The organism is Pseudomonas sp. G.S.17 (assembly GCF_038096165.1).
Classification (GTDB): domain Bacteria; phylum Pseudomonadota; class Gammaproteobacteria; order Pseudomonadales; family Pseudomonadaceae; genus Aquipseudomonas.
In genome coordinates this window covers 2760132-2781754 of sequence record NZ_CP151076.1, presented here as the reverse complement: position 1 = coordinate 2781754, position 21623 = coordinate 2760132, and the positions used below count along the sequence as shown (strand labels likewise).

22 protein-coding genes are annotated in these 21623 nt (G+C 58.7%); 13 read left to right on the top strand and 9 right to left on the bottom strand.

From position 1 onward, the window contains the following. The first annotated feature begins 14 nt into the window (after positions 1-14). The 10 genes from AABC73_RS12840 to AABC73_RS12795 all read left to right on the top strand — a co-directional run bounded on the left by AABC73_RS12840 (position 15) and on the right by AABC73_RS12795 (position 12340). Positions 15-248, top strand: coding sequence for a DNA-binding protein (locus AABC73_RS12840; RefSeq protein WP_065836543.1), 234 nt, complete (start codon positions 15-17; stop codon positions 246-248). A 621-nt stretch (positions 249-869) separates the two neighbouring features. Beyond that, on the top strand, positions 870-1952 hold the full coding sequence (locus AABC73_RS12835) for a 3-deoxy-7-phosphoheptulonate synthase (protein WP_341523902.1): 1083 nt from the start codon (positions 870-872) through the stop codon (positions 1950-1952). 208 nt (positions 1953-2160) lie between these two features. Further along, a complete protein-coding gene (locus AABC73_RS12830; RefSeq protein WP_341523901.1) occupies positions 2161-2442 on the top strand; it encodes a peptidylprolyl isomerase in 282 nt (93 codons plus the stop codon). A 388-nt stretch (positions 2443-2830) separates the two neighbouring features. Continuing rightward, complete coding sequence (locus AABC73_RS12825; RefSeq protein WP_341523900.1) at positions 2831-4699, top strand: extracellular solute-binding protein; 1869 nt, start codon at positions 2831-2833, stop codon at positions 4697-4699. Further along, positions 4700-5776: a microcin C ABC transporter permease YejB gene (locus tag AABC73_RS12820; protein WP_341523899.1), complete on the top strand. Its 1077-nt coding sequence runs from the start codon at positions 4700-4702 to the stop codon at positions 5774-5776. It abuts the gene before it with no gap. Then, a complete protein-coding gene (locus tag AABC73_RS12815) occupies positions 5776-6798 on the top strand; it encodes an ABC transporter permease (protein ID WP_341523898.1) in 1023 nt (340 codons plus the stop codon). Before AABC73_RS12820 ends, AABC73_RS12815 begins: the two co-directional genes overlap by 1 nt. A 1-nt stretch (position 6799) precedes the next feature. Beyond that, positions 6800-8383 carry an ABC transporter ATP-binding protein gene (locus AABC73_RS12810; protein WP_341524229.1) on the top strand — a complete coding sequence of 528 codons (1584 nt, stop codon included), beginning with the start codon at positions 6800-6802 and terminating at the stop codon, positions 8381-8383. A gap of 51 nt (positions 8384-8434) precedes the next feature. After that, on the top strand, positions 8435-9847 hold the full coding sequence (locus tag AABC73_RS12805) for a sigma 54-interacting transcriptional regulator (protein ID WP_341523896.1): 1413 nt from the start codon (positions 8435-8437) through the stop codon (positions 9845-9847). 320 nt (positions 9848-10167) lie between these two features. Further along, the gene (locus tag AABC73_RS12800; protein WP_341523895.1) at positions 10168-11559 is read left to right on the top strand and encodes a GntP family permease; all 1392 of its coding nucleotides are present in this window, start codon (positions 10168-10170) and stop codon (positions 11557-11559) included. A 10-nt stretch (positions 11560-11569) separates the two neighbouring features. After that, positions 11570-12340: a 3-hydroxybutyrate dehydrogenase gene (locus tag AABC73_RS12795; protein WP_341523894.1), complete on the top strand. Its 771-nt coding sequence runs from the start codon at positions 11570-11572 to the stop codon at positions 12338-12340. A 1-nt stretch (position 12341) separates the two neighbouring features. On the opposite strand, the gene AABC73_RS12790 is transcribed toward AABC73_RS12795, so the two are convergent. Beyond that, on the bottom strand, positions 12342-13517 hold the full coding sequence (locus tag AABC73_RS12790; RefSeq protein WP_341523893.1) for a PilT/PilU family type 4a pilus ATPase: 1176 nt from the start codon (positions 13515-13517) through the stop codon (positions 12342-12344). A 201-nt stretch (positions 13518-13718) separates the two neighbouring features. Between AABC73_RS12790 and AABC73_RS12785 the strand changes: the two genes are divergently transcribed. Continuing rightward, a complete protein-coding gene (locus tag AABC73_RS12785; protein ID WP_020290056.1) occupies positions 13719-13994 on the top strand; it encodes a peptidylprolyl isomerase in 276 nt (91 codons plus the stop codon). Between the two features lie 5 nt (positions 13995-13999). Here the strand turns inward: AABC73_RS12785 and AABC73_RS12780 are convergent, their stop codons facing one another. From AABC73_RS12780 to AABC73_RS12745, 8 genes are all read right to left on the bottom strand, one after another. Next, positions 14000-14944 carry a sugar kinase gene (locus tag AABC73_RS12780; RefSeq protein WP_341523892.1) on the bottom strand — a complete coding sequence of 315 codons (945 nt, stop codon included), beginning with the start codon at positions 14942-14944 and terminating at the stop codon, positions 14000-14002. A gap of 19 nt (positions 14945-14963) precedes the next feature. Then, a complete protein-coding gene (locus AABC73_RS12775; RefSeq protein WP_341523891.1) occupies positions 14964-16169 on the bottom strand; it encodes an amino acid deaminase in 1206 nt (401 codons plus the stop codon). Positions 16170-16187: 18 nt separating this feature from the next. After that, positions 16188-16952, bottom strand: coding sequence for an IclR family transcriptional regulator (locus tag AABC73_RS12770; RefSeq protein WP_065836529.1), 765 nt, complete (start codon positions 16950-16952; stop codon positions 16188-16190). A gap of 105 nt (positions 16953-17057) precedes the next feature. Beyond that, complete coding sequence (locus AABC73_RS12765; protein ID WP_020290052.1) at positions 17058-17444, bottom strand: RidA family protein; 387 nt, start codon at positions 17442-17444, stop codon at positions 17058-17060. Positions 17445-17475: 31 nt separating this feature from the next. Next, on the bottom strand, positions 17476-18267 hold the full coding sequence (locus AABC73_RS12760; RefSeq protein WP_341523890.1) for an amino acid ABC transporter ATP-binding protein: 792 nt from the start codon (positions 18265-18267) through the stop codon (positions 17476-17478). Further along, positions 18264-18926 (bottom strand): amino acid ABC transporter permease, encoded by a 663-nt coding sequence (locus AABC73_RS12755; RefSeq protein WP_341523889.1) that lies wholly within the window; start codon positions 18924-18926, stop codon positions 18264-18266. The genes AABC73_RS12760 and AABC73_RS12755 overlap by 4 nt, the downstream gene beginning before the upstream one ends. A 12-nt stretch (positions 18927-18938) precedes the next feature. Beyond that, positions 18939-19601: an amino acid ABC transporter permease gene (locus AABC73_RS12750; protein WP_341523888.1), complete on the bottom strand. Its 663-nt coding sequence runs from the start codon at positions 19599-19601 to the stop codon at positions 18939-18941. 62 nt (positions 19602-19663) lie between these two features. Then, positions 19664-20464 (bottom strand): transporter substrate-binding domain-containing protein, encoded by an 801-nt coding sequence (locus AABC73_RS12745; protein WP_341523887.1) that lies wholly within the window; start codon positions 20462-20464, stop codon positions 19664-19666. Between the two features lie 364 nt (positions 20465-20828). Between AABC73_RS12745 and AABC73_RS12740 the strand changes: the two genes are divergently transcribed. Beyond that, a complete protein-coding gene (locus AABC73_RS12740) occupies positions 20829-21158 on the top strand; it encodes a DUF6388 family protein (protein ID WP_341523886.1) in 330 nt (109 codons plus the stop codon). Positions 21159-21258: 100 nt separating this feature from the next. Continuing rightward, complete coding sequence (locus AABC73_RS12735) at positions 21259-21594, top strand: hypothetical protein (RefSeq protein WP_341523885.1); 336 nt, start codon at positions 21259-21261, stop codon at positions 21592-21594. The last annotated feature ends 29 nt before the right edge of the window (positions 21595-21623 follow it).

The window sequence follows — 21623 nt, the reverse complement described above, 5'->3', positions numbered from 1 at the left end:
AACGGTTTTGAACTATGCCCGGAATACGTACCGCTGCACAAGCCAAGGCCTGGCTAGAGCAACAAGGTAAATCTGTTCAAGAGTTTGCGCGCGAGAACAGCATCGACCCTGCGACCACCTACCAAGTGCTGGCGGGACGCAAGAAAGGCCGACGTGGGGAAGCCCACAAAGTCGCGGTATTGCTCGGCATGAAGATCGGCAGTATCCCCACGGCTGTCGAGGCGCAGCCTCAGCAAATGGCTGACTGACTGCAAATTGTCATACGGTCATGCGGCGGCGATGCCTGGAAGTCCGGAGCTATTGAATAGATAGCGCTTCTGGACGCGATTGGATTTTCTGATTGAATCCACACCGCAGGCTGCAGTAAGCTCGCAGCACCTTAACGGAGATGCTCCATGTCCCAGCCAACCTCATCGATGCACCACTCTGCCAGCGTAGATCGCTCGGCCGTGTGCTTCATCGCGTGCAGCGGCTTGAACGGCATTGATCTCCCGAACAGCTTTTATTTTGGGTATTGGTATAGCCACTGGCGCGCCTGATACCTACCTGGCGCCCACACTAACGGGGACGCCAACCAGAGAAATCTCCACCCCCGGTCGGCTACCCGATCGGGGGTTTTGTTTTTTCAGGCCCTGAATTTTTTTCCCTGAACATTGAATCCATCGAGGAATACGACATGACTTACAGCACTTATTACCGTTACGACAGCCGCTTCGCCTGGCGATTTAGCAACCTCCGTTCGGGACAGCCAGCCGCCTCCGATCGGTCACTTACGGGTGGCAGCCAGTTGCACACAGCCAATACGGCAAATTGTCGAACACATCAGTAGGACCTGAGCGGGAGCGCCCGCCAGTCCAGGAAGCCCTAATATGAATTCTTCTGTCTCAGTCAAATCATCCGACCTGTCGCCCAGCAATCTCACGGTACTCGACAGCGTCCCGGCGCCCCAACGCCTGCCCAGCCCCCTGCAGCTCAAGTCCCAAATACCGCTGGATCTTGCCCTGACGGAACAAGTCGCCGCCCATCGTCGGGCGATACGCGCGATTCTCAATGGCGATGATTCGCGCCTGCTGGTGATCGTTGGCCCCTGCTCGATTCACGACCCGCACTCAGCCCTGGAATACGCGCAGCGCCTGGCCGATCTGGCCGCGCAAGTCAGCGACCAGATGCTGCTGGTGATGCGTGCCTACGTGGAAAAACCGCGCACGACAGTCGGCTGGAAAGGCCTGGCCTACGACCCGCAGCTGGATGGCAGTGATGATATGGCGGGTGGCTTGACGCTTTCACGGCACTTGATGCGGGAAATGTTGGGCCTGGGACTGCCCATTGCGACCGAAATCCTGCAACCCATGGCCGCTGGCTACTTCGACGATTTGCTCGGCTGGGCGGCAATCGGCGCGCGCACCACCGAATCGCAGCTTCATCGGGAAATGGCCAGCGGCCTGCCAATGCCTGTCGGCTTCAAGAACGGAACTGATGGCGGCATTGCAGTCGCCAGCGATGCCATGCGTTCGGCGGCTCACCCGCACCGCCATTTCGGCATGGACCGCCAGGGTCATCCGGCGATTATCGAAACCCAAGGTAATCGCGACACACATATCGTCCTGCGCGGCGGCCATGGCGGACCGAACTACGACAGTCAAAGCGTCGCTCAAATACGCGGCAGCCTCGAAAAACATGCGCTCAGCGCCCGCATCATGGTGGATTGCAGCCACGCCAACAGTGGCAAGGATCCGCTGCGCCAGCCTCACGTCTTCCGCGACGTGCTGGCTCAACGCCTCCAAGGCGACACATCGCTGGTCGGCATGATGCTGGAAAGCCATTTGTTCGAGGGTTGCCAGCCGTTGAGCGAATTCCTGCGTTACGGTGTCTCGGTTACCGATGGCTGCCTGGGCTGGAACGACACCGAACAGCTGTTGCGAGACGCCGTGGACAAGCTGCGTTACAGATAATCAGGTACAAATCGCAGCCCTGATCTGACGGCTGGTTCTGGCGCGGCTCACAGTGACGCGGCCGCGCACGACGGGGCTTTTTCGGCAAGTCGGGCATATCAACCGGGCGCCGATGGTCACGTGTCCCGTGACGTCTCTGGAACTTTTAGCAGGAAAAGCGTCCCTTAATCCGGTAGGCTTTCACTTTTTTTAACAGGAGCAATTCCCCATGGCCAAAGCCACTGCCCGCCACATCCTTGTTTCCGATGAAGCAAAATGCAACGCACTCAAGGCGGAAATCGAAAGCGGCGCTGATTTTGCCGAAGTAGCAAAAGCCAACTCGAGCTGCCCTTCGAGCCGTCAAGGCGGCGATCTGGGTTCGTTCGGTCCTGGCCAGATGGTCAAGGAATTCGACACCGTCGTTTTCAGTGCTCCAGTGAACGTCGTACAAGGTCCGGTCAAGACCCAGTTCGGCTATCACTTGCTGGAAGTCACCAGCCGCCAGGACTGATCCTCCTGTTGTGCGATGATTGAAAAACGGCTCGCCCCAAGCGGGCCGTTTTTATTTAAGCCGATCATTGCCGATCCATTGTTTCCTCTGGCCAGCCAATACCTCCTACCCCTACCCCGCAACACGGCAAGCAAATTGCTAACAGTGCTATCAATTGCTCAATGTTGGCCGATTACTCGTTTGTGTTACTGCTCCCGGCGGTGCCATCGTGTTGCCGCTGCCACTGACGCATCATCTGGTTACAAAGGTGCTCGGTATCCGGTACCTTGAGCGCAGCGGTATTTACCTGTAGATACCTGTGCTGCGTCGGACAACGTGTAAGACATTTCGTCGATCATGACCCTTAACCCTGATGTCCGCCTGCGGAGGTCAGTCCAGGATTCGAGTAATGCGTTTTGTTTTTTCATCGCTGATCGTTGTAACGCTGACCTTGCTGTCCGGCCTTCAAATTTCGTCCGCCGCTTCCCTGCACGCGCTGACCGTCTACGGTGAAGCGCCCCGCTATCCTGCTGATTTCAAACACTTCGACTATGTGAATCCAGACGCGCCAAAAGGGGGCAGCATGCGCCGCTCGGCGCAGGAAATCGGTCAGTTCGATCACCTGATGCCCTATCTCGACAAAGGCACCGGCGTTTCGCAACTCAACGGCATGGTGTACTCACCCCTGGCCGTGAAGTCCCTCGACGAACCCAACACCGTGTACGGCCTGGTAGCGCAAAAAATGGAGCGCGGCGACGACGGCCTGTCCTTGAGGTTCATCCTGAACCCCAAGGCCCGCTTCGCCGATGGCACGCCAATCACCGCCGAAGATGTGCGCTATACCTACGATTTGCTGATGACCCAGGGCAGCCTGTCATACCGCACGGAATTTGAGGACGTAAAGGCCGTTGAGGTGGAATCGCCGACCCAGATCCGCTTCGATTTCAAAAGTGCCGAGAACCGCAGCCTGCCTCTGGACCTGGCGTCGCTGCCGGTTTTCCCTGAGCACTGGTGGAAAAACCGCGACTTCGCGGGCGGCGGCGGCTTTGAAATCCCCCTCGGCAGCGGGCCTTACAAAGTCGCCAAGGTTGATCCGGGCCGCAGCATCACCTTTGCCCGAGACCCGGACTGGTGGGGCAACGATCTGCCGGTCAACAAGGGCTTCTACAACTTTGATTCGTTCAGCGTGGAGTATTTCGGCGACACCGACGTAGCGCGGCAGGTGCTCAAAGGCGGCGCCTACGATTACAACCGCGAATACTCCGCTACTGCTTACTCGATTCTGTACGACAGCCCGGCGCTGGATGAGGGGCGCCTGCAGAAAGCGCACCTGGCCAAAGGTGCGGTGCAGAGTTCCCAGGGCTTCGTGTTCAATCTGGATCGCCCCATGTTTCAGGACCGTCGCGTGCGTCAGGCGCTGGCCATGCTCTGGGACTTCGAATGGACCAACCGGCAGATGATGCGCAACATGTACATCCGCCAGAACAGCTACTTTTCCAACTCGCCCCTGGCCGCGACGCAATTGCCCAGCGAATCCGAGCTGAAGATTCTTGAACCGCTGCGCGGCAAGATTCCTCCAGAGGTGTTCAGTGAGGTGTTCCGCACCCCGAAAACCGATGGCACGGGTTTTATCCGTGACAAACAGCTGCAGGCCCTGGCGCTACTGGAGGAAGCTGGCTGGATGCCCAAGGGCGACCAATTGGTCAATGCCAAGGGCGAGCCGCTCAGCTTCACCTTCCTCAACGGTCAGGCCGGTTTCGAAAAAATCCTGTTGCCCTACAAGCGTAACCTGGCGCAGATCGGCGTCACTTTCGAGATTCGCCGCATCGATGCCGCCCAATACCTGAACCGGGTCATGGCCCGGGATTACGACATGATTGTCACCGGCTATTCCGTGTCCTCGTCTCCCGGCATGGAGCTGTACAACAACTTCGGCTCCAAGGGCGCCCGCGATCCCGGCTCCAGCAACTATATGGTCTTGCAGGACCCGGCCATCGACAGCTTGATCGAAGGCGTGGTCAAGGCTGACAACAAAGCGACGATGGTCAATTACGCACATTGCCTGGATCGCGTCCTGCAATGGGGTTATTACTGGATTCCCAATTATTATCCGCCGGGCGCATCGACCCTTTGGTGGAACCGCTTTGGCATTCCGAAAGTTCAGGCCAGCAACGCTGAAGCCATCGACACCTGGTGGGAAATCAGCCCGACCCCGCTGACCAACGAGCAATTCGCGGCAAAACGCGGTGTTTCAGCCATTGCCTCGGAGATGAAGTGAATGCTCGGCTATTTATTGCGACGCCTGCTGCTGATCATTCCAACCTTGCTGTGCATTCTGCTGGTCAATTTTTTCATTGTTCAGGCCGCCCCGGGTGGACCGGTTGAACAAGCCATCGCCCGCCTGCAAGGCATTGGCGGCGCAAACGCCAGTGTCGGCAGTGCACCTGCCGAGTCGATCAACGCCAATCAATCCCAATCCCGTGCCTCGCGGGGCCTTGACCCAAAGCTGATCAAGGAAATCGAACGCCAGTACGGTTTCGACAAGCCATTGCATGAACGCATGTGGCTGATGCTCAAGAGCTATGCCCAGCTGGATTTCGGCAACAGTTTTTTCCGTGGCGCTAAAGTGACTGACCTGATTCTGCAAAAGATGCCGGTTTCGATTTCCCTGGGGTTATGGGCAACGCTGCTGACGTATCTAATTTCCATCCCACTGGGCATTCGCAAGGCCGTCAAACACGGCAGCCAGTTCGACATCTGGAGCAGCACGGCAATCATCATTGGCTACGCCATGCCGGCGTTTCTGTTCGCGATGCTGTTGGTGGTGGTCTTCGCTGGCGGAACGTCGCTTAACTGGTTTCCGGTGCGCGGGCTGGTGTCGGAAAACTTTGCTGAAATGAGCACCGTGGGCAAGATCGCCGACTATTTCTGGCATTTGGTTCTGCCCGTGTCATCGCTGGTAATCGGTGGATTCGCCACCCTGACGATTCTGACCAAAAACTCATTTCTCAACGAGATCACCCGCCAATACGTAGTGACCGCCCGCGCCAAGGGGCTCAGCGAACGCCGAGTGTTATATGGCCACGTGTTTCGCAATGCAATGTTATTGGTGGTTGCCGGTATTCCTCAGGCTTTCATCAGTGTGTTTTTCGCCGGTTCGCTGCTGATCGAGGTGATTTTCTCCCTCGATGGCCTCGGGCGCATGAGTTACGAAGCCGCCGTGTCACGGGATTATCCCGTGGTCTTCGGCTCGCTGTTCATCTTCACGTTGTTTGGCCTGCTGATAAAACTGGTCGGAGACATCTGTTACACCGTGGTCGATCCGCGAATCGACTTCAGCGCGAGGAATGTCTGATGAACAGACTTTCTCCGCTGGCCCAGCGTCGTCTGGACCGTTTTCGCAATAATCGTCGCGGCTGGTGGTCGCTGTGGCTGTTTTGCGGGTTGTTCCTGCTGAGTCTGGGAGGCGAAATCATCGCCAACGACAAACCGTTGCTGCTCAGCTATCAGCACAGCCTGTATTTTCCGGCCTTCAAGCGCTACACCGAACAGGAATTCGGCGGCCAACTGCCTTTCCAGCCTGATTACCGCAGCGATTACGTGCGTGAGCTGATCAAAAAAGGCGATGGCTGGATGGTCTTTCCGCCGATTCCATTCAGCGATGACACACCCAATTATGATTTGAACCGCCCTGCCCCGAGCCCGCCCAGCGAAACCAACTGGCTGGGCACGGACGATCAGGCTCGGGATGTACTGGCGCGGGTGATCTTCGGGGCGCGGGTGTCGATTCTGTTTGCCTTGGCACTGACGATAATCAGCGCGCTGATCGGCATCGCCGCCGGTGCCTTGCAAGGTTTTTACGGCGGTTGGGTGGATCTGATCGGGCAGCGCTTACTGGAGGTCTGGTCCGGCTTGCCGGTGCTGTATCTGTTGATCATTCTCTCGGGTTTTGTCGAACCCAATTTCTGGTGGCTGCTGGGCATCATGGCGTTGTTTTCGTGGCTGGCCCTGGTGGATGTGGTGCGCGCCGAGTTCCTGCGCGGGCGCAACCTGGAATATGTCAAAGCCGCACGGGCGCTGGGCCTGGACGACCGCAAGGTGATTCTGCGGCACATTCTGCCCAATGCCATGAATGCGACGCTGAGCTACTTGCCGTTCATTCTGACCGGGGCGATTTCGACCTTGACCGCTCTGGACTTTCTCGGCTTCGGCATGCCCGCCGGCAGCGCTTCCCTGGGCGAGCTGATCGCCCAGGGCAAACAGAACCTGCAAGCGCCATGGTTGGGCCTGACCGCCTTCTTTACCCTGGCGCTGATCCTCTCGCTGTTGGTTTTCATTGGCGAGGCGCTGCGTGATGCCTTCGACCCGAGGTCTTGAAATGACGGACAACCTGATCGAAATCCGCGACCTCAGCGTCGCGTTCAACGGCCAGACCGTGGTCAAGAACCTGTGTCTGGATGTCCGCGCCGGTGAATGCCTGGCGTTGGTGGGCGAGTCGGGATCGGGCAAGTCGGTAACGGCGCACTCCATCCTGCAATTGCTGCCCACCAGCGGCACGGTCAGCACCGGCAGTATTCTTTATCGCGGCCAGCAACTGCTCGGCGCTGACAGTAAAACCCTGCGCCAATTGCGTGGTAATCAGATCGCGATGATCTTTCAGGAGCCGATGACCTCGCTGAACCCGCTGCATACGGTGTCCAAGCAGATCGGCGAGACCTTGTTGCTGCACAAAGGCTTGAGTGGTCGCGCAGCGCAAAAACGTATCCTCGAATTGCTTGAACTGGTGGGCATCCAGCATCCGCAAAAGCGCCTCAAGGCTTATCCTCACGAACTCTCCGGCGGGCAGCGGCAACGGGTGATGATCGCCATGGCGTTGGCCTGCGAACCGGAGCTGTTGATCGCCGACGAACCGACCACCGCGCTGGATGTAACGGTGCAGCGCAAAATCCTGCTGTTGCTCAAGGAACTGCAGCAGCGCCTGAACATGTCGCTGCTATTGATCAGCCATGACCTGAACCTCGTGCATAGCGTGGCTCAGCGGGTTTGCGTGATGCGCGCCGGGGAAATCGTCGAGCAGTCCAATTGCCAAACGCTGTTCAAGGCGCCGCAACATCCTTACAGCAAGCTGTTGCTCGATGCCGAACCCGCTGGCGAACCGCTGCCACGCGATAGCCGTGAAAAAGTCCTGCAAGTCGACAATCTGCGCGTGTGGTTTTCCCTGGGCGGCGGCATCCTGCGTCGCCACAAGGAATACCTCAAGGCGGTGGATGACATCAGCCTGAGCATCGAACGCGGTAAAACCCTCGGAATCGTTGGTGAATCCGGCTCGGGAAAATCGACACTTGGTCAGGCAATCCTGCGCTTGCTGGAATCGCGTGGCAGTATTCGTTTTCAAGGTCAGGCACTGGAGGGCCTCACTCAGAAGCAGATGCGCCCTTGGCGCAAACAGATGCAGGTAGTGTTTCAGGACCCTTACGGCAGTCTCAGCCCGCGCATGTCGGTGGCACAGATCATCAGCGAAGGTCTTGAAGTCCATAGCGAGCTTGACCCGCTGCAGTGTGAAGTCGAGGTGATTCGGGTACTGGAAGAGGTGGGGATCGATCCGCAAAGCCGTCATCGCTACCCTCACGAGTTTTCCGGAGGGCAGCGGCAGCGTATCGCCATCGCCCGCGCCCTGGTGCTCAAGCCCGCTTTGATTCTGCTGGACGAGCCAACTTCGGCGCTGGACCGAACGGTACAAAAACAAGTTGTGGCGTTGTTGCGCCAATTACAGGAAAAACACGGACTGACTTACCTGTTTATCAGTCATGACCTTGCAGTGGTCAGGGCACTCGCCCATGACCTGATTGTGGTCAAGGACGGCAAAGTGGTCGAACGTGGCGCTAGCCATGATGTGTTCGATGCGCCTCAGCACCCCTACACCAGGGAATTGCTGGCAGCGGCGCATCCGGGTTTCAATTAAAAACGGGCATTCTGTGCGGCCAGACGCCGGATACAAACAACGGAACACCCCATGAAAGACAGCGACAGCCTCCACGATTATCGGCGGGTACGACAACTGGCGATCCGTTCGCTGTTTGAAATCATCGAGCAATCCAGCGAAGGCACTGTGATCGTCGACAAGGACGCGCGCATTGTCTGGATCAACGAACGCTACGCGCGGCGTTTCGGCCTGGAAGACCCAAGCGCGGCGCTGGGCCAGCCCTGTGAAAAGGTGATCCCCGGCAGTCTGTTGCGACAGGTCGCGACCAACGGCCGCCCAATCCTGCTGGACATGATGGACACCGCCAAAGACCCCCTGGTGGTCATGCGCCTGCCCATCCATGACGTATCGGGCGACCTGATCGGCGCCATCGGTTTCGCCTTGTTCGATGAGTTGCACGCCCTGACGCCGCTGCTCAAGCGCTACCTGAGCATGCAGGAAGAACTGGCCTCCACTCGCTCACTGCTGCGGGCGCGTCAGGCCAAATACAGTTTCGCCCATTTCATCGGCACCAGTGCGGCCAGCCTGGAGGTCAAGCGTCGCGCCCGACGTAGCGCCGGGGCCGACTCGCCAGTGTTGCTGCTCGGCGAGACCGGCACTGGCAAAGAGTTGCTTGCCCATGCGATTCACAGCGCGTCGCCTCGGGCGCATAAAGCTTTTGTCAGCATCAACAGCGCGGCTATCCCGGAAACCTTGCTGGAGGCCGAGTTCTTCGGCACCGCGCCGGGGGCCTTCACCGGCGCGGATCGCAAAGGCCGACCGGGCAAGCTGCAGATTGCCCAAGGCGGCACGTTGTTTCTCGATGAAATCGGCGACATGCCGCTCGCCCTGCAAAGCAAGCTGCTCAGGGTATTGCAGGAAAAGGAATACGAGCCGGTGGGATCCAATGACGTCATTCAGAGCGATATTCGCCTGATTGCCGCCACTTCGATTGACCTCGAAGCAGCCATCAAGCGTGGCGAGTTTCGCGCCGATCTGTATTACCGCTTGAGCGTCCTGCCAATTCGGGTTCCGCCCCTGCGGGAACGGCTGGACGATTTGCCATCCCTCAGCGAGGCGATTCTTGAGGAGTTGCACAGCCAGCACGAACTGGACAGCGGCGCGCTGACCTTGCTCGCGCAGCACGCATGGCCAGGAAATATCCGGGAACTGCGCAATGTGCTGGAACGCGCCGCGCTCCTTAGCGATGAGCTGGTGCTCAATGCCCGGGATATTCGCGCGGCAATTGGTCAGCTGATTCCCTTGCGCCCTTGCTTCAGCGCGGTAGAGCCGTCGGTTTTCGAGACGTTCAGCCAGGCGCGGCAGCGGTTTGATCGACAATTGATCGAACAAGCCTTGATGAACTGTTCGGGCAGCGTGGTTGAAGCTGCCAGCCAGTTGGGTCTGGGCCGGTCCACGCTATACAAGAAGATGGCCGCGTTAGGGATTGCCGAGTCTCAATAAGGAGACTGGATCTACTTATTGAGACTGCTGCCGAACCCAGCCCTCATGCCCTATTCGCGGCCATTCAAGTTGGCCATCGCAGAATCTTGCTCATTATTTGTCTCGCTATAGAGACCTGAATAGTCGACGCTGCGTGCACCATCATAAATTATTGTTATAAAACAATAACTTAGCAATATGGCATGAAACCCGCTATACCCATTACGCGGCCATCGCCGCTGCCGAAAACAATAACAATATGCCGACCGGATTCAGCGATCCATGCAGAGCGCCCTCGGCAGCCTCTGAGTTCGTTGTAGTCCCAGGCCAGGAGACACTCAATGAGTGTGATCATTGCCTTGGCAGCCCTCGCGCTGTTGATGCTCGCTGCGTACCGTGGTTATAGCGTTATCCTCTTCGCCCCCATCGCCGCCATGGCTGCGGTATTACTCACTGACCCTTCTGCCGTAGCCCCAGCGTTTACCGGGGTGTTCATGGACAAGATGGTCGGCTTCGTCAAGTTGTACTTCCCTGTGTTCCTGTTAGGCGCCGTGTTCGGCAAGCTCATCGAGCTGTCCGGTTTTTCCCGGGCCATCGTTGCCGCTGCCATCGGCGTTCTCGGTACTCGGCAAGCGATGCTGGTGATCGTGCTGGTCTGCGCATTGCTCACCTACGGCGGCGTTTCGCTGTTCGTGGTGGTGTTCGCGGTCTACCCGTTTGCCGCCGAGATGTTTCGCCAAAGCGATATTCCTAAACGCCTGATACCGGCGACCATCGCGCTCGGGGCGTTTTCCTTCACCATGGACGCCCTGCCCGGCACGCCGCAGATCCAGAACATCATCCCCACGACCTTTTTCAACACCACCGCCTGGGCGGCACCGTGGCTGGGTTTGATCGGCACGATTTTCGTGTTTTGCGCCGGCATGCTTTATCTGCAGCGTCAGCGCAACAAGGCGCAAAAGGCCGGTGAAGGTTACGGCACTGAACTGCGCAACGAGCCGGAAACCGCCGAAGACATCAAGCTGCCGCATCCGCTGATTGCCCTGTCGCCACTGCTTCTGGTGGGTCTGGCGAACCTGTTGTTCACCTGGTGGATTCCCCAGCTGTATGGCAAAACCCACACCTTGGCGCTGCCGGGTATGGCTACGCCGATCCAGACCGATATCGCCAAACTGACCGCGATCTGGGCCGTGGAAGCCGCGCTGCTGATGGGCATCCTGATGGTGCTGGTGTGTGGCTTCGCCGCGATACGCAGCCGTCTGGCCGAAGGCAGCAAAAGCGCAGTCAGTGGCGCGTTGCTTGCTGCCATGAACACCGCATCGGAATACGGCTTCGGCGCGGTCATCGCCTCGTTGCCAGGCTTTCTGGTGCTGGCGGACTGGCTGAAAAGCATTCCCAACCCGCTGGTTAACGAAGCAATCACCGTCACCTTGCTCGCAGGCATAACCGGGTCGGCTTCGGGTGGCATGAGCATCGCGCTGGCGGCCATGTCCGAGAGTTTCATCAGCGCCGCCCACGCCGCCAATATTCCGCTGGAAGTGCTGCACCGCGTGGCGTCGATGGCCAGTGGCGGCATGGACACCCTGCCGCACAACGGCGCGGTGATCACCTTGCTGGCGGTTACCGGCCTCACGCACCGCGAAGCGTATCGGGATATTTTCAGCATCACCATTATCAAGACCCTGGCCGTGTTCGTCGTCATCGGCACGTTCTACGCCACGGGCATCGTTTGAGGTACACACCATGAGTCTGCAAGGCAAAACGGCACTGGTCACCGGTTCCACCAGCGGCATTGGCCTGGGTATCGCCATGTGCCTGGCCAAGGCTGGGGCGAACCTGATCCTCAACGGCTTCGGCGATGTCACTGCGGTGATCGCCGAGGTCGAACAATTCGGCGGCAAGGTGGGTCATCATCCGGCCGACGTCAGCAAACCCGAACAGATTGCGGACATGGTTGCCTACGCGCAACGTGAGTTCGGCGGCGTCGACATTCTGGTCAACAATGCCGGGATACAACACGTCGATTCAGTGGAGGATTTCCCGATTGAACGCTGGGACTCGATCATCGCGATCAACTTGTCCTCAGTGTTTCACAGCACACGGCTGTGCCTGCCAGGCATGCGCGACAAAGACTGGGGGCGCATCGTCAATATCGCGTCGGTGCATGGGCTGGTCGGCTCCACTGGCAAAGCCGCCTACGTCGCCGCCAAGCATGGCGTTATCGGCCTGACCAAAGTCGTGGGCCTGGAAACCGCGACCAGCAACGTGACCTGCAACGCCATCTGTCCTGGCTGGGTGCTGACCCCGCTGGTGCAACAGCAAATTGATGATCGCGCTGCGGCCAGCGGCGACGCGCAGCAGGCCAGGCACGATCTGCTGGCCGAAAAACAACCGTCGCTGGAGTTCGTTACACCGTCACAGCTCGGTGAGCTGGTGCTGTTCCTGTGCAGCGACGCCGCCGTTCAGGTGCGCGGCGCGGCATGGAATGTCGACGGTGGCTGGCTGGCGCGCTGAGTCAGATGCCCGGCTTGCCTTCCTCACGCTCATCCACCAATCCCCAATCCGCTACTTTGACGCTGGCTGCCGGCGTCGGTGGCGGCGGTGGCGTGGTCAGCTGACCGGTAACGCCACCTTCCCCATGCAGCTTGAGGCGCAGACGCACGTTATTCAGTGAGTCGGCGTGCTTGAGCGCCTCTTCTTCGCTGATGACCCCCTCAATCGCCAACTCGTAAAGCGCGGTATCAAAGGTCTGCATGCCCAGGCCGCCGGATTTTTCCATGATGCCTTTGAGTTCGTTGAGCTCATTGCGCTGGATCAGGTCGCGAATGGTTGGCGTGCCCATCATCACCTCCACCGCCGCGCGGCGTTTGCCGTCGGTGGTCCTGACCAATCGCTGGGAAACGAAGGCCTTGAGGTTGTTGCCCAGATCGTGCAGCAACTGATTGCGACGCTCTTCCGGGAAAAAGTTGATGATGCGGTCCAGCGCCTGGTTGGCGTTGTTGGCGTGCAGCGTTGAAATCGCCAGATGGCCGGTATCGGCGAATGCCAGGGCATGCTCCATGGTTTCCCGGTCGCGGATCTCACCGATCAGAATCACGTCCGGCGCCTGGCGCAGCGTGTTTTTCAAGGCCGAATGGAAACTGCGCGTGTCGACGCCCACTTCGCGCTGATTGATGATCGATTTTTTGTGGCGATGAATGAACTCCACCGGGTCTTCAATGGTGATGATGTGGCCGCTGGCGTGGCGATTGCGGTAATCGATCAGCGCCGCCAATGACGTGGACTTGCCCGAGCCCGTGCCGCCGACAAACAGCACCAGCCCGTGCTTCTCCATGATCACATCGAGCAGCACCGGCGGCAGAAACAGATCCTCGAAGCGCGGGATATCCAGCTTGATGTTGCGCGCCACGATGGAAACTTCGTTGCGCTGCATGAAAATGTTGATCCGGAACCGGCCGATGCCAGCCATGGAAACCGCGAGGTTCATCTCCAGCTCACGATGGAATTCCAGCTTTTGCTCAGCATCCATGATGCCTTGTGCAACAGCGGCAATTTCACCCGGCTTCAGGGTTTCAGTGCCCAACGGCTTGAGGACGCCGTTGAACTTGGCGCATGGCGGCGCACCGGTAGAAAGATAAAGGTCCGATCCATCCTGGCTGGCCAGAATCTTCAACAACGCCGGAAAATCCATAATCAGCACCGCACGAAATTAGGTAAATGAGGATGGGTCACTTGCATGCGACGCTTGCCCCGAACAACAGTTCATCGATAGCAGGCGTGTAGCTTGGCCGCAGAAGGCTACCGGACGCAATCACTGATGCGCCAGGTTTTGAAAAACCGCGTCGCCTGATGTGTGATAATGACCGCCGTTTTTTCTTCAGGCGTCCGTCACATGAAAGCCCAAGCCCGTCACATTCTGGTGAAGACTGCCGAAGAGGCCGAGCAACTCAAGGTGCGTATCGCCAAGGGTGAAGCCTTCGACGTACTGGCAAAAAAGCACTCGACCTGCCCGTCCGGCAAGCGCGGCGGCGATCTGGGTGAAGTCAGACCTGGCCAAATGGTTGGAGCCATCGACCAGGTCATTTTCAAAAAGCCGTTGCGCGTGGTGCATGGCCCGATCAAAAGCAAGTTCGGCTATCACCTGGTCCAGGTCTTTTATCGGGATTGAGCGGATCAGAGACTCGGCATGACACTCGCCGGAATCAACGCACCAGGATACTGAATCACCAGACTGGCCAAGTGATGCCCGGCATTGGCCGCTTCCACCGGACTCGCGCCCCGCAGGCGCATCGACAGATAACCTGCACTGAATGAATCCCCCGCCGCCGTGGTGTCCACCACCAGGTTTACCGGACGAGCAGCCACTTCGAAGCGTTCGCCGCCAGACTCCACCAGACAACTCTGCGCACCGCGCTTGACCACCACTTCACTGATGCCCAGTTCGCGATAAACCGTCAGCAGCTCTTCGCTGTCGGCATAACCGTACAGCGCCTGCTCGTCGTCCTCGGTCAACAGGGCCAGATCGACGCAGGCCATGCAAGCGCGATACGCCTCACGAGCCTGCTCGACACTTTCCCACAAGCGCGGTCGATAGTTGTTGTCGAACACCACCCGAACGCCCTGCGCCCGGACTTGCGCAAGCCTGGACAGCAACCGCTTGCGACCACGCTCGCCGAGCACCGCCAGGGTTATGCCGCTGAGGTACACCACGTCGTAGTTTTGCAGCTCGTTGAGAATGGTGTCGGACTCGGGTGTGTTGAAACAATCACGCACCGCCGCTTCATTTCGCCAGTACAGGAAGCGCCGCTCGCCATTGGCATCGGTCTGGATGCAATACAAGCCCGGCAAACGCCCCGGCAGGCGCTGCACCTGGCTCAAGCCAATGCCTTCCTGCTCCCAGACGCGGCACATGGCGTCGCTGAAGCTGTCGTCGCCCAGCGCGGTGACGTAGTCCACCTGAGCGGTGCGCCCCAACAAGCGGGCGATATACACCGCCGTATTCAGCGTATCGCCGCCAAAACTCTGCTGCAGGCTGCCGTTAGCGTGCTGTTGCAACTCGATCATGCACTCGCCGATCAGGGCGATGCGCGGATGACTGTGGCTGAGCAGTTCGCTCATGTTCAGGTTCTCCAGGTCATCAAAAGCAGGTATCGAACGTTTCGATGACTTGCAGTTGTTCATCGACCAGGCAACCGCTGCGCCATTTATCGAAGGTCAGGCACGGGTGTGAGGTGCCGAAGGAAATGATGTCGCCCACCTTCAAGTCGCAACCGGGCGCGATGGTCATGAACGCGTGCTGGTCCATGACCGCCGTGACCTTGCAGGCGCTGACATCATCGCCGTTGGCGGGCAGTTCGCCGGCCTTGTAGCGCTTGATCGGATTGGGCAGACCGGCGTCAAAAGCCACATCACGCTTGCCCATCGCGACCACGGCAAAACCCGGTTCAGGCAGCGATTGCACATGCGCCCAGACTTCCAGGGCCGGACGCAACCCTTCAGTCAGTTCGCTGCGCCGGTCGAGCACGCAACACTGGGCGTCTTTATAGATACCGTGGTCATGCACCACGTAACTGCCGGGGCGCAGCACGCCGAGAAACCGTTCGCGCACCTGACGTGCGTCGAACGCTTCGGCGATCAAGTCGTACCAAGCCGAGCCGGATGCCGTAACAATCGGCCGATCCAGGGCAAAAGCGCCTTTGTCCTGCAACTCCACGGCCAGTCGTACCAGCGACGCGGCAAAGGCGCGGATGTCATTGACCGCCTTGTCGCCATGGATCACACCTTCGTAACCCTCGATGCCGGTCAACGCCAAGGACGGTTGCGCCGCGATGGCATCGGCGAGGTCCAGAACCTCCTGTTCCGTTCGACAGCCGCAGCGGCCGCCCGGCACGCCGTATTCGATCATCACGTTCAGGCGCAGGCCCCGGGAGGCGAAAAACTCGCCCAGCGCGGCGACGTTGTCCGGATGATCGACCATGCAGTGAAAATCGAACATCGAGTCGCCAAGCAAGTCAGCGATCAGCGCCATGTTCGGCGTGCCGACCAGTTGATTGGCCATCAGCACCCGCCGCACGCCATGGGCATACGCAGCATGGGTCTGCACGGCAGTGGCAAGCGTCATGCCCCATGCGCCCTCTTCCAGCTGACGCCGGAACAAAGCCGGAACCATGCTGGTTTTGCCATGGGGCGCCAGTTCCGCGCCGCTGTTGCTGACGAACGCCTGCATCCAGCGAATGTTGTGGTCCAGCGCCTCGCGGTGGATGACCAGCGCGGGAAGGCTGACGTCGCGAACCAGATGATCACCCGGCGCGGCGGCGCCCTTTTCTACCACTGCAATGCCCATGAGAATTCTCCAGGGTTTTTATTCGTTGATTCGACGAGCGAGGCCATTGGCACTGGCGATCAGCACTCGACGATAGTCGTTGTAATTGTTTTTCGCGTCGGCCCGAGGCGCGACGATACACAGCGTGGCAATGCACACACCCTTGTCGTCTTTTACCGGTGCCGCAAAGCAATGAGTGAAGGTGTCGGCCACGCTGTCGAAGGAAAAGAAACCCTCCTGCCCGGCCTGGCGAATCTCGGCCAGAAACCTGTCCATGGGCAGGCGCTCACCGTCCGGCAGGATGAAATCCTCCGGATCGATCAAGTCGGCAATTTCCTGATCGCTCAGATGACACAGCAAAAGGCGCCCCGAGGCGGTCCACGGAATCGGCGCGTTTTCGCCAATGTCCGAAGAAATCCGGAAATGCCGTTCACCCTCTTTCATCAGCGCCACGGTGTACTTGCGGCCGTTGAGCAGACACATCTGCGCCGTTTCCCGGGTCTGGCTGACGATGTCAGTCAGACAGCTTTCCGCTTCCCGGGTGAAATCGAAATGCCGCAGGTGCGCCTGGCCAAGGAAGTACAACTGCCGCCCCAGATAAACATGCCCCTCCTTGCCGACAGCTTCGAGAATCCGTCGCTCAAGCAATGAGCCGACCAGTTCATACACCGTCGATTTCGGGCTGCCGATACCGCTGGCGATTTCATTGGGGCGCAGCGGCGTGCCCTTTTCCTTGAGGAAATCGAGAATATCGAACGCCCGGTCCAGACCGCGGGCCCTGCGTTTGATCGTATCTTCACTCATGTTTGGCTCGTCCGTGGCGCACTCAAGCGCGGTAAAAGGTGAAGCAGTCTCAAGCTACGAGCTTCAAGCTGCAAGGATCGCAACGTCCGCCTGCAACTTGCCGCGTCACTTTTTCTTGTAAGCAATGCAATCGATCTCGACCTTGCAATCGACCATCATGTTGGCCTGCACACAGGCGCGGGCCGGGGCGTGTTCGGGGGTGAAGTATTCGCCGAAGACTTTATTGAAACTCCAGAAGTCGCGGGGATCTTCCAGCCAAACACCAACGCGGACCACATCTTCGAGGCCGTAACCGGCTTCAGTGAGAATGGCGACCAGGTTGTCCATGGTCTTGCGGGTCTGTTCGACAATGCCGCCGACGATAATCTCGCCATTTTCAGCCGGCACCTGGCCGGACACATGCAACCAGCCATCGGCCTCGACGGCACGGGCAAAAGGACGCGGTTGACCGCCACCGGCGACGCTGCCTGCGCCGTAACGAGTAATGCTCATGATGTTTCTCCTCTACAGACGTGGTTAACACTCAAAAACGGATGTTCTTCAAAAATTCGCCCAGGCGCGCCGACTTTGGCTGCTCGAACAACTGTTTGGGTGGACCTTGCTCCTCGATGCGCCCCTGATTCATGAACACGATCTGGTCCGACACCTCATAAGCAAAGCGCATTTCATGGGTCACCAGCAGCATGGTCATGCCGTCTTCCGCCAGGCCCTTGATGACACTGAGCACTTCGCCAACGAGTTCCGGGTCCAATGCCGACGTCACTTCATCGAACAGCATCAGGCTGGGATTCATCGCGATGGCGCGGGCAATCGCCACGCGCTGCTGCTGGCCGCCGGAAAGCTGCCCCGGAAAGTGATTGCGCCGCTCCAGCAGGCCGACGCGATCCAGCCATTTCTCGGCCAGCGCCACAGCCTGATCCTTGGGCAGCTTCTTGACCTTGAGCAAGCCCAGCGTCACGTTCTGCAACGCGCTCAGGTGCGGGAAAAGATTGAACTGCTGGAAAGCCATGCCGGTCATGGCCCGATGGCTGGCGATGACTTTTTCCGGGTGCCGCACGCGCTTGCCATCGATATCGCTGTAACCGATGTCCTGGCCTTCAAGGCGAATATGTCCGCCCTGAAACTCTTCGAGCAGATTGACGCAACGCAGCAGCGTGGTTTTACCCGAGCCGCTGGAGCCGATCAGCGTCACCACGTTGCCCTTTTGCATGCGCAGATCCACGCCTTTGAGCACTTCCACGGCGCCGTAGGATTTATGCAGCCCTTCGATGCTCAGCAATGCTGGCTCGGTAATCACGGTTTGAGACTGTGTCATGGCAAGGCCACCCGTTTTTCGATTTGCCGCCCAAGAAGCTCGATGGCGTAGTTGATGACGAAGAAGAGAAAACCAGCGAACAGATAGAACTCCAGGGTCATGAAGGTCCGGGCGATCACCTGCTGGGTACTGAGCAACAGCTCAGCCACGCCGATCACCGAAAGGAGCGTCGATGCCTTGACGATCTCGGTGGACGAGTTCACCCAGGTGGGCAAGATCTGCCGTAACGCTTGAGGCAAAAGCACGTAGATCAAGGACTGGGGAAATGTCAGGCCGATGGCTTTGCCGGCTTCCAGTTGCCCGCGCGCAATGGCTTGCAACGCGCCGCGAACGATTTCCGCAACGTGGGAACCGCAGAACAGCGTCAGGCCCAAGGCACCGGCCTGGAACGCCGTGATCGGCCAGCCCAGTGCGGGGGCCATGTAAAACACCGCCAGGACCAGAACGAAGACTGGCGTGCCACGAATCAGGTCGACATAGATCCGAAACGGCAGGCGCGCCCAGACATTGCCGTAAGTCAGGATCAACCCGGCGAACACGCCGATAAGGGTGCCCCAGACGATGGCCAGCGCCGAACATTGCACGCTGGTCAAGAAGCCGGCCCACAAGGTTTCCCGGGCAATCCACAGCTCATGCAGCCAGGAAGGTTGTTCGTACATAAGTCAGGCCTCCTAGCGGCGAATTGCCAAGCGTTGTTCGAGGTAGCGCAGCAGCATCGCGATCACATAACAGGCCACCACATACAGCCCGGTGGTCACCAGCCAGGTTTCAATGACCCGATAACTCTCGACATTGATCTTGCGCGCGTAATACGTCAGTTCCGGCACCGCGATGGCGGCCGCCAGCGACGTGTCCTTGAACAGCGAAATGAAGTTGTTGGACAAGGCCGGCAACACATTGCGCAGCATGACCGGCACTACGATGTAGGCCTTGACCTGCCATTCCCCGAGTCCGATCGCCAGCCCGGCTTCGCGCTGGCCCTTGTGAATGCTCAACAGCCCGGCGCGGAACACTTCGGTCAGGTAAGCCCCGGCATACAGCGACAGGGTCACGATGAACGACGCAAGCTTGTCCAGGCGGATACCCAGGCCCGGCAGCGCGAAATAGATCAACAGGATCAGCACCAGAATCGGCGTGTTGCGGATCACCGTTACATACACCGAAGCGACAACGCGCAGCGCGCGATGCCGAGACAGCAGCGCAAACGCCGTCATCAGGCCGATGACGCAGCCGATGGCAATGGAAATCAGGGCCAGTTCCAACCCCAATCCCAGCCCCGCCAGCAAGTTGGGGAAGTCACGCCAGACCGCGGCAAAATTCAATTGATAATTCATGGTCAGCAATACCTGGAACGGGACGACTGCCTTGTCATCCTGCCCCGTCAGTCAGGTTCTGATTACTTGTATTCCATCGGAAAGCCAATCGACGGCGTTGGCAGATCTACCCCGAACCACTGCTTGAACGACGCCGCATACGTCGGGAACTCAACGCCAGTCATGGCTTCATGCAGGGCGGTATTGACGAAGTTCAGCCAATCCTGATCGCCACGTTTGACGGCGCAGGCATAGGTTTGCGGGCTCCAGGCAAAAGCCGGCGAGCGGTAACGGCCAGGGTTTTGCACCATCAGGTATTTCACCGAGGACTGATCGGTGGCGGCGGCATCGGCGCGCCCGGAATTGATCGCCTGGTACATCAAATCAACGCTGTCGTATTGATCGACCTTGGCTTGGGGCAATGCCTGATGCACCAGTTCTTCGGCATATACGTTTTGCAGGACGGCGACGATGACGCCTGTTCCGGCCGCTTTCAGGTCGTCAATTTCCTTGTACTTGCTGTTGGCCGGCAGCAGCAACGCCACACCTTCGCGGTAATACGGCAAGGTGAAGGCCACTTGTTGGGCGCGACTGGCGGTGACCGTGATGAACTGGCAGCTGATATCAACCTTGTCGGTCAACAGGTTGGGAATTCGCGCGTCCGAGGACTGCACAACGAACTCGACTTTGCTCGGGTCATTGAACAAGCCTTTGGCAATGATGCGGCCGATGTCGATATCAAAACCCTGCAACTTGCCGTCCGCGCCCTGAAAGTGCCAAGGCGCATTGGTGCTGCCCGTGCCCACTACCAGCTTGCCGCGCTGCAACACGCTGTCCAGTTTGCTGGCATCCGCTGCTTGCGCCGCGCCGACCAGCACGGCCATCGTCGCAACGACACATGCACACGTTTTTAAAGAGAAAAGTCCGCTACCCATGACAAGAACTCCACCGAAGAATGAGTTTGTTCCGCTATAGCGGAACAGAGTATGCAACAACGGAATGGACAGCAGGAAGTGTGCCACGGCTGACGATGAAAAAACATGGGTAGAGAAATTCCATCGGGATCATAGAGATAGCTTCGTGGACAAGCGCGGCGATGCGGCTACCATGCACGACTGATTTGCTACTGTTGGCAACGTCCCGGGTAGCAAGGCCTCAATCGAGTGCGCGCTGCGCCACAACCGCGCACGCAATTGGCTACCCGATCCTTGCTCCCGGTTTCCGCGATTTGCCTCTTTTGGAGCCTGCATGACTCAAACCGAACATCCACACCAGATTGCCCTGACTCGATTCCTCGCGGCTCATCCGCACCTTCAGGATGAACTCGAACACCTCAATCCTCTTGCCGCTCAGGCGGCGGGCGTCACCAAGGAGCAATATCGTGAAGAACGCCTGCACGAAGCCTTCGAGGAAGAGGCCCAGCGCCTGGGTTTCTTCGCCTGGGAATTGACCTTGCAACTCACCGCCGAGTCGCCTGAAGAATTCGAGAGTCAGCGTCGCGAGGTTCACAAGGAAGTTGCCGAAATGGCCGGCATGGAATGGTCGCAATACTGCGAACTGCACGGGATTGAGCCCTGAAGCGATGCAAGGCGTATGACCGTTCGTCGCAGATCAGGGCACGATGGGGAGGGTAAGATTGACCAATATCAGGTAACGCTCATAACCAGGAGACGTACCCATGATGAAGTCAAAGATGACTAGCCTTGTTCTGACCGGCCTGCTTTCCATCTCTTGCATGTCCGCATTCGCGGCGTCAGGCGAGTCGAATACCGGGCCAGCCAAACCTGAAACCGGTGGCGCTACCCAAAGCGGTTCAGCCATGCCGCCCGGCACCAATCCAAGCGCACCAACCGGCAGCAAAGATGCTGATGCCTATGGCCGCGGCACGGGGACCGGCGCAGGTAAATCCGTTGATGGCGGTGACACTGGCAGCGGCGTTGGCAAGACCGGCGGCCCGAACAAGAATGGCCCCAATGGCACCGGTGGTGGTGCGTCAGGTTCTGACGACAACTGACAGCCTTGCAACGAAAAATGGCCCGGGAT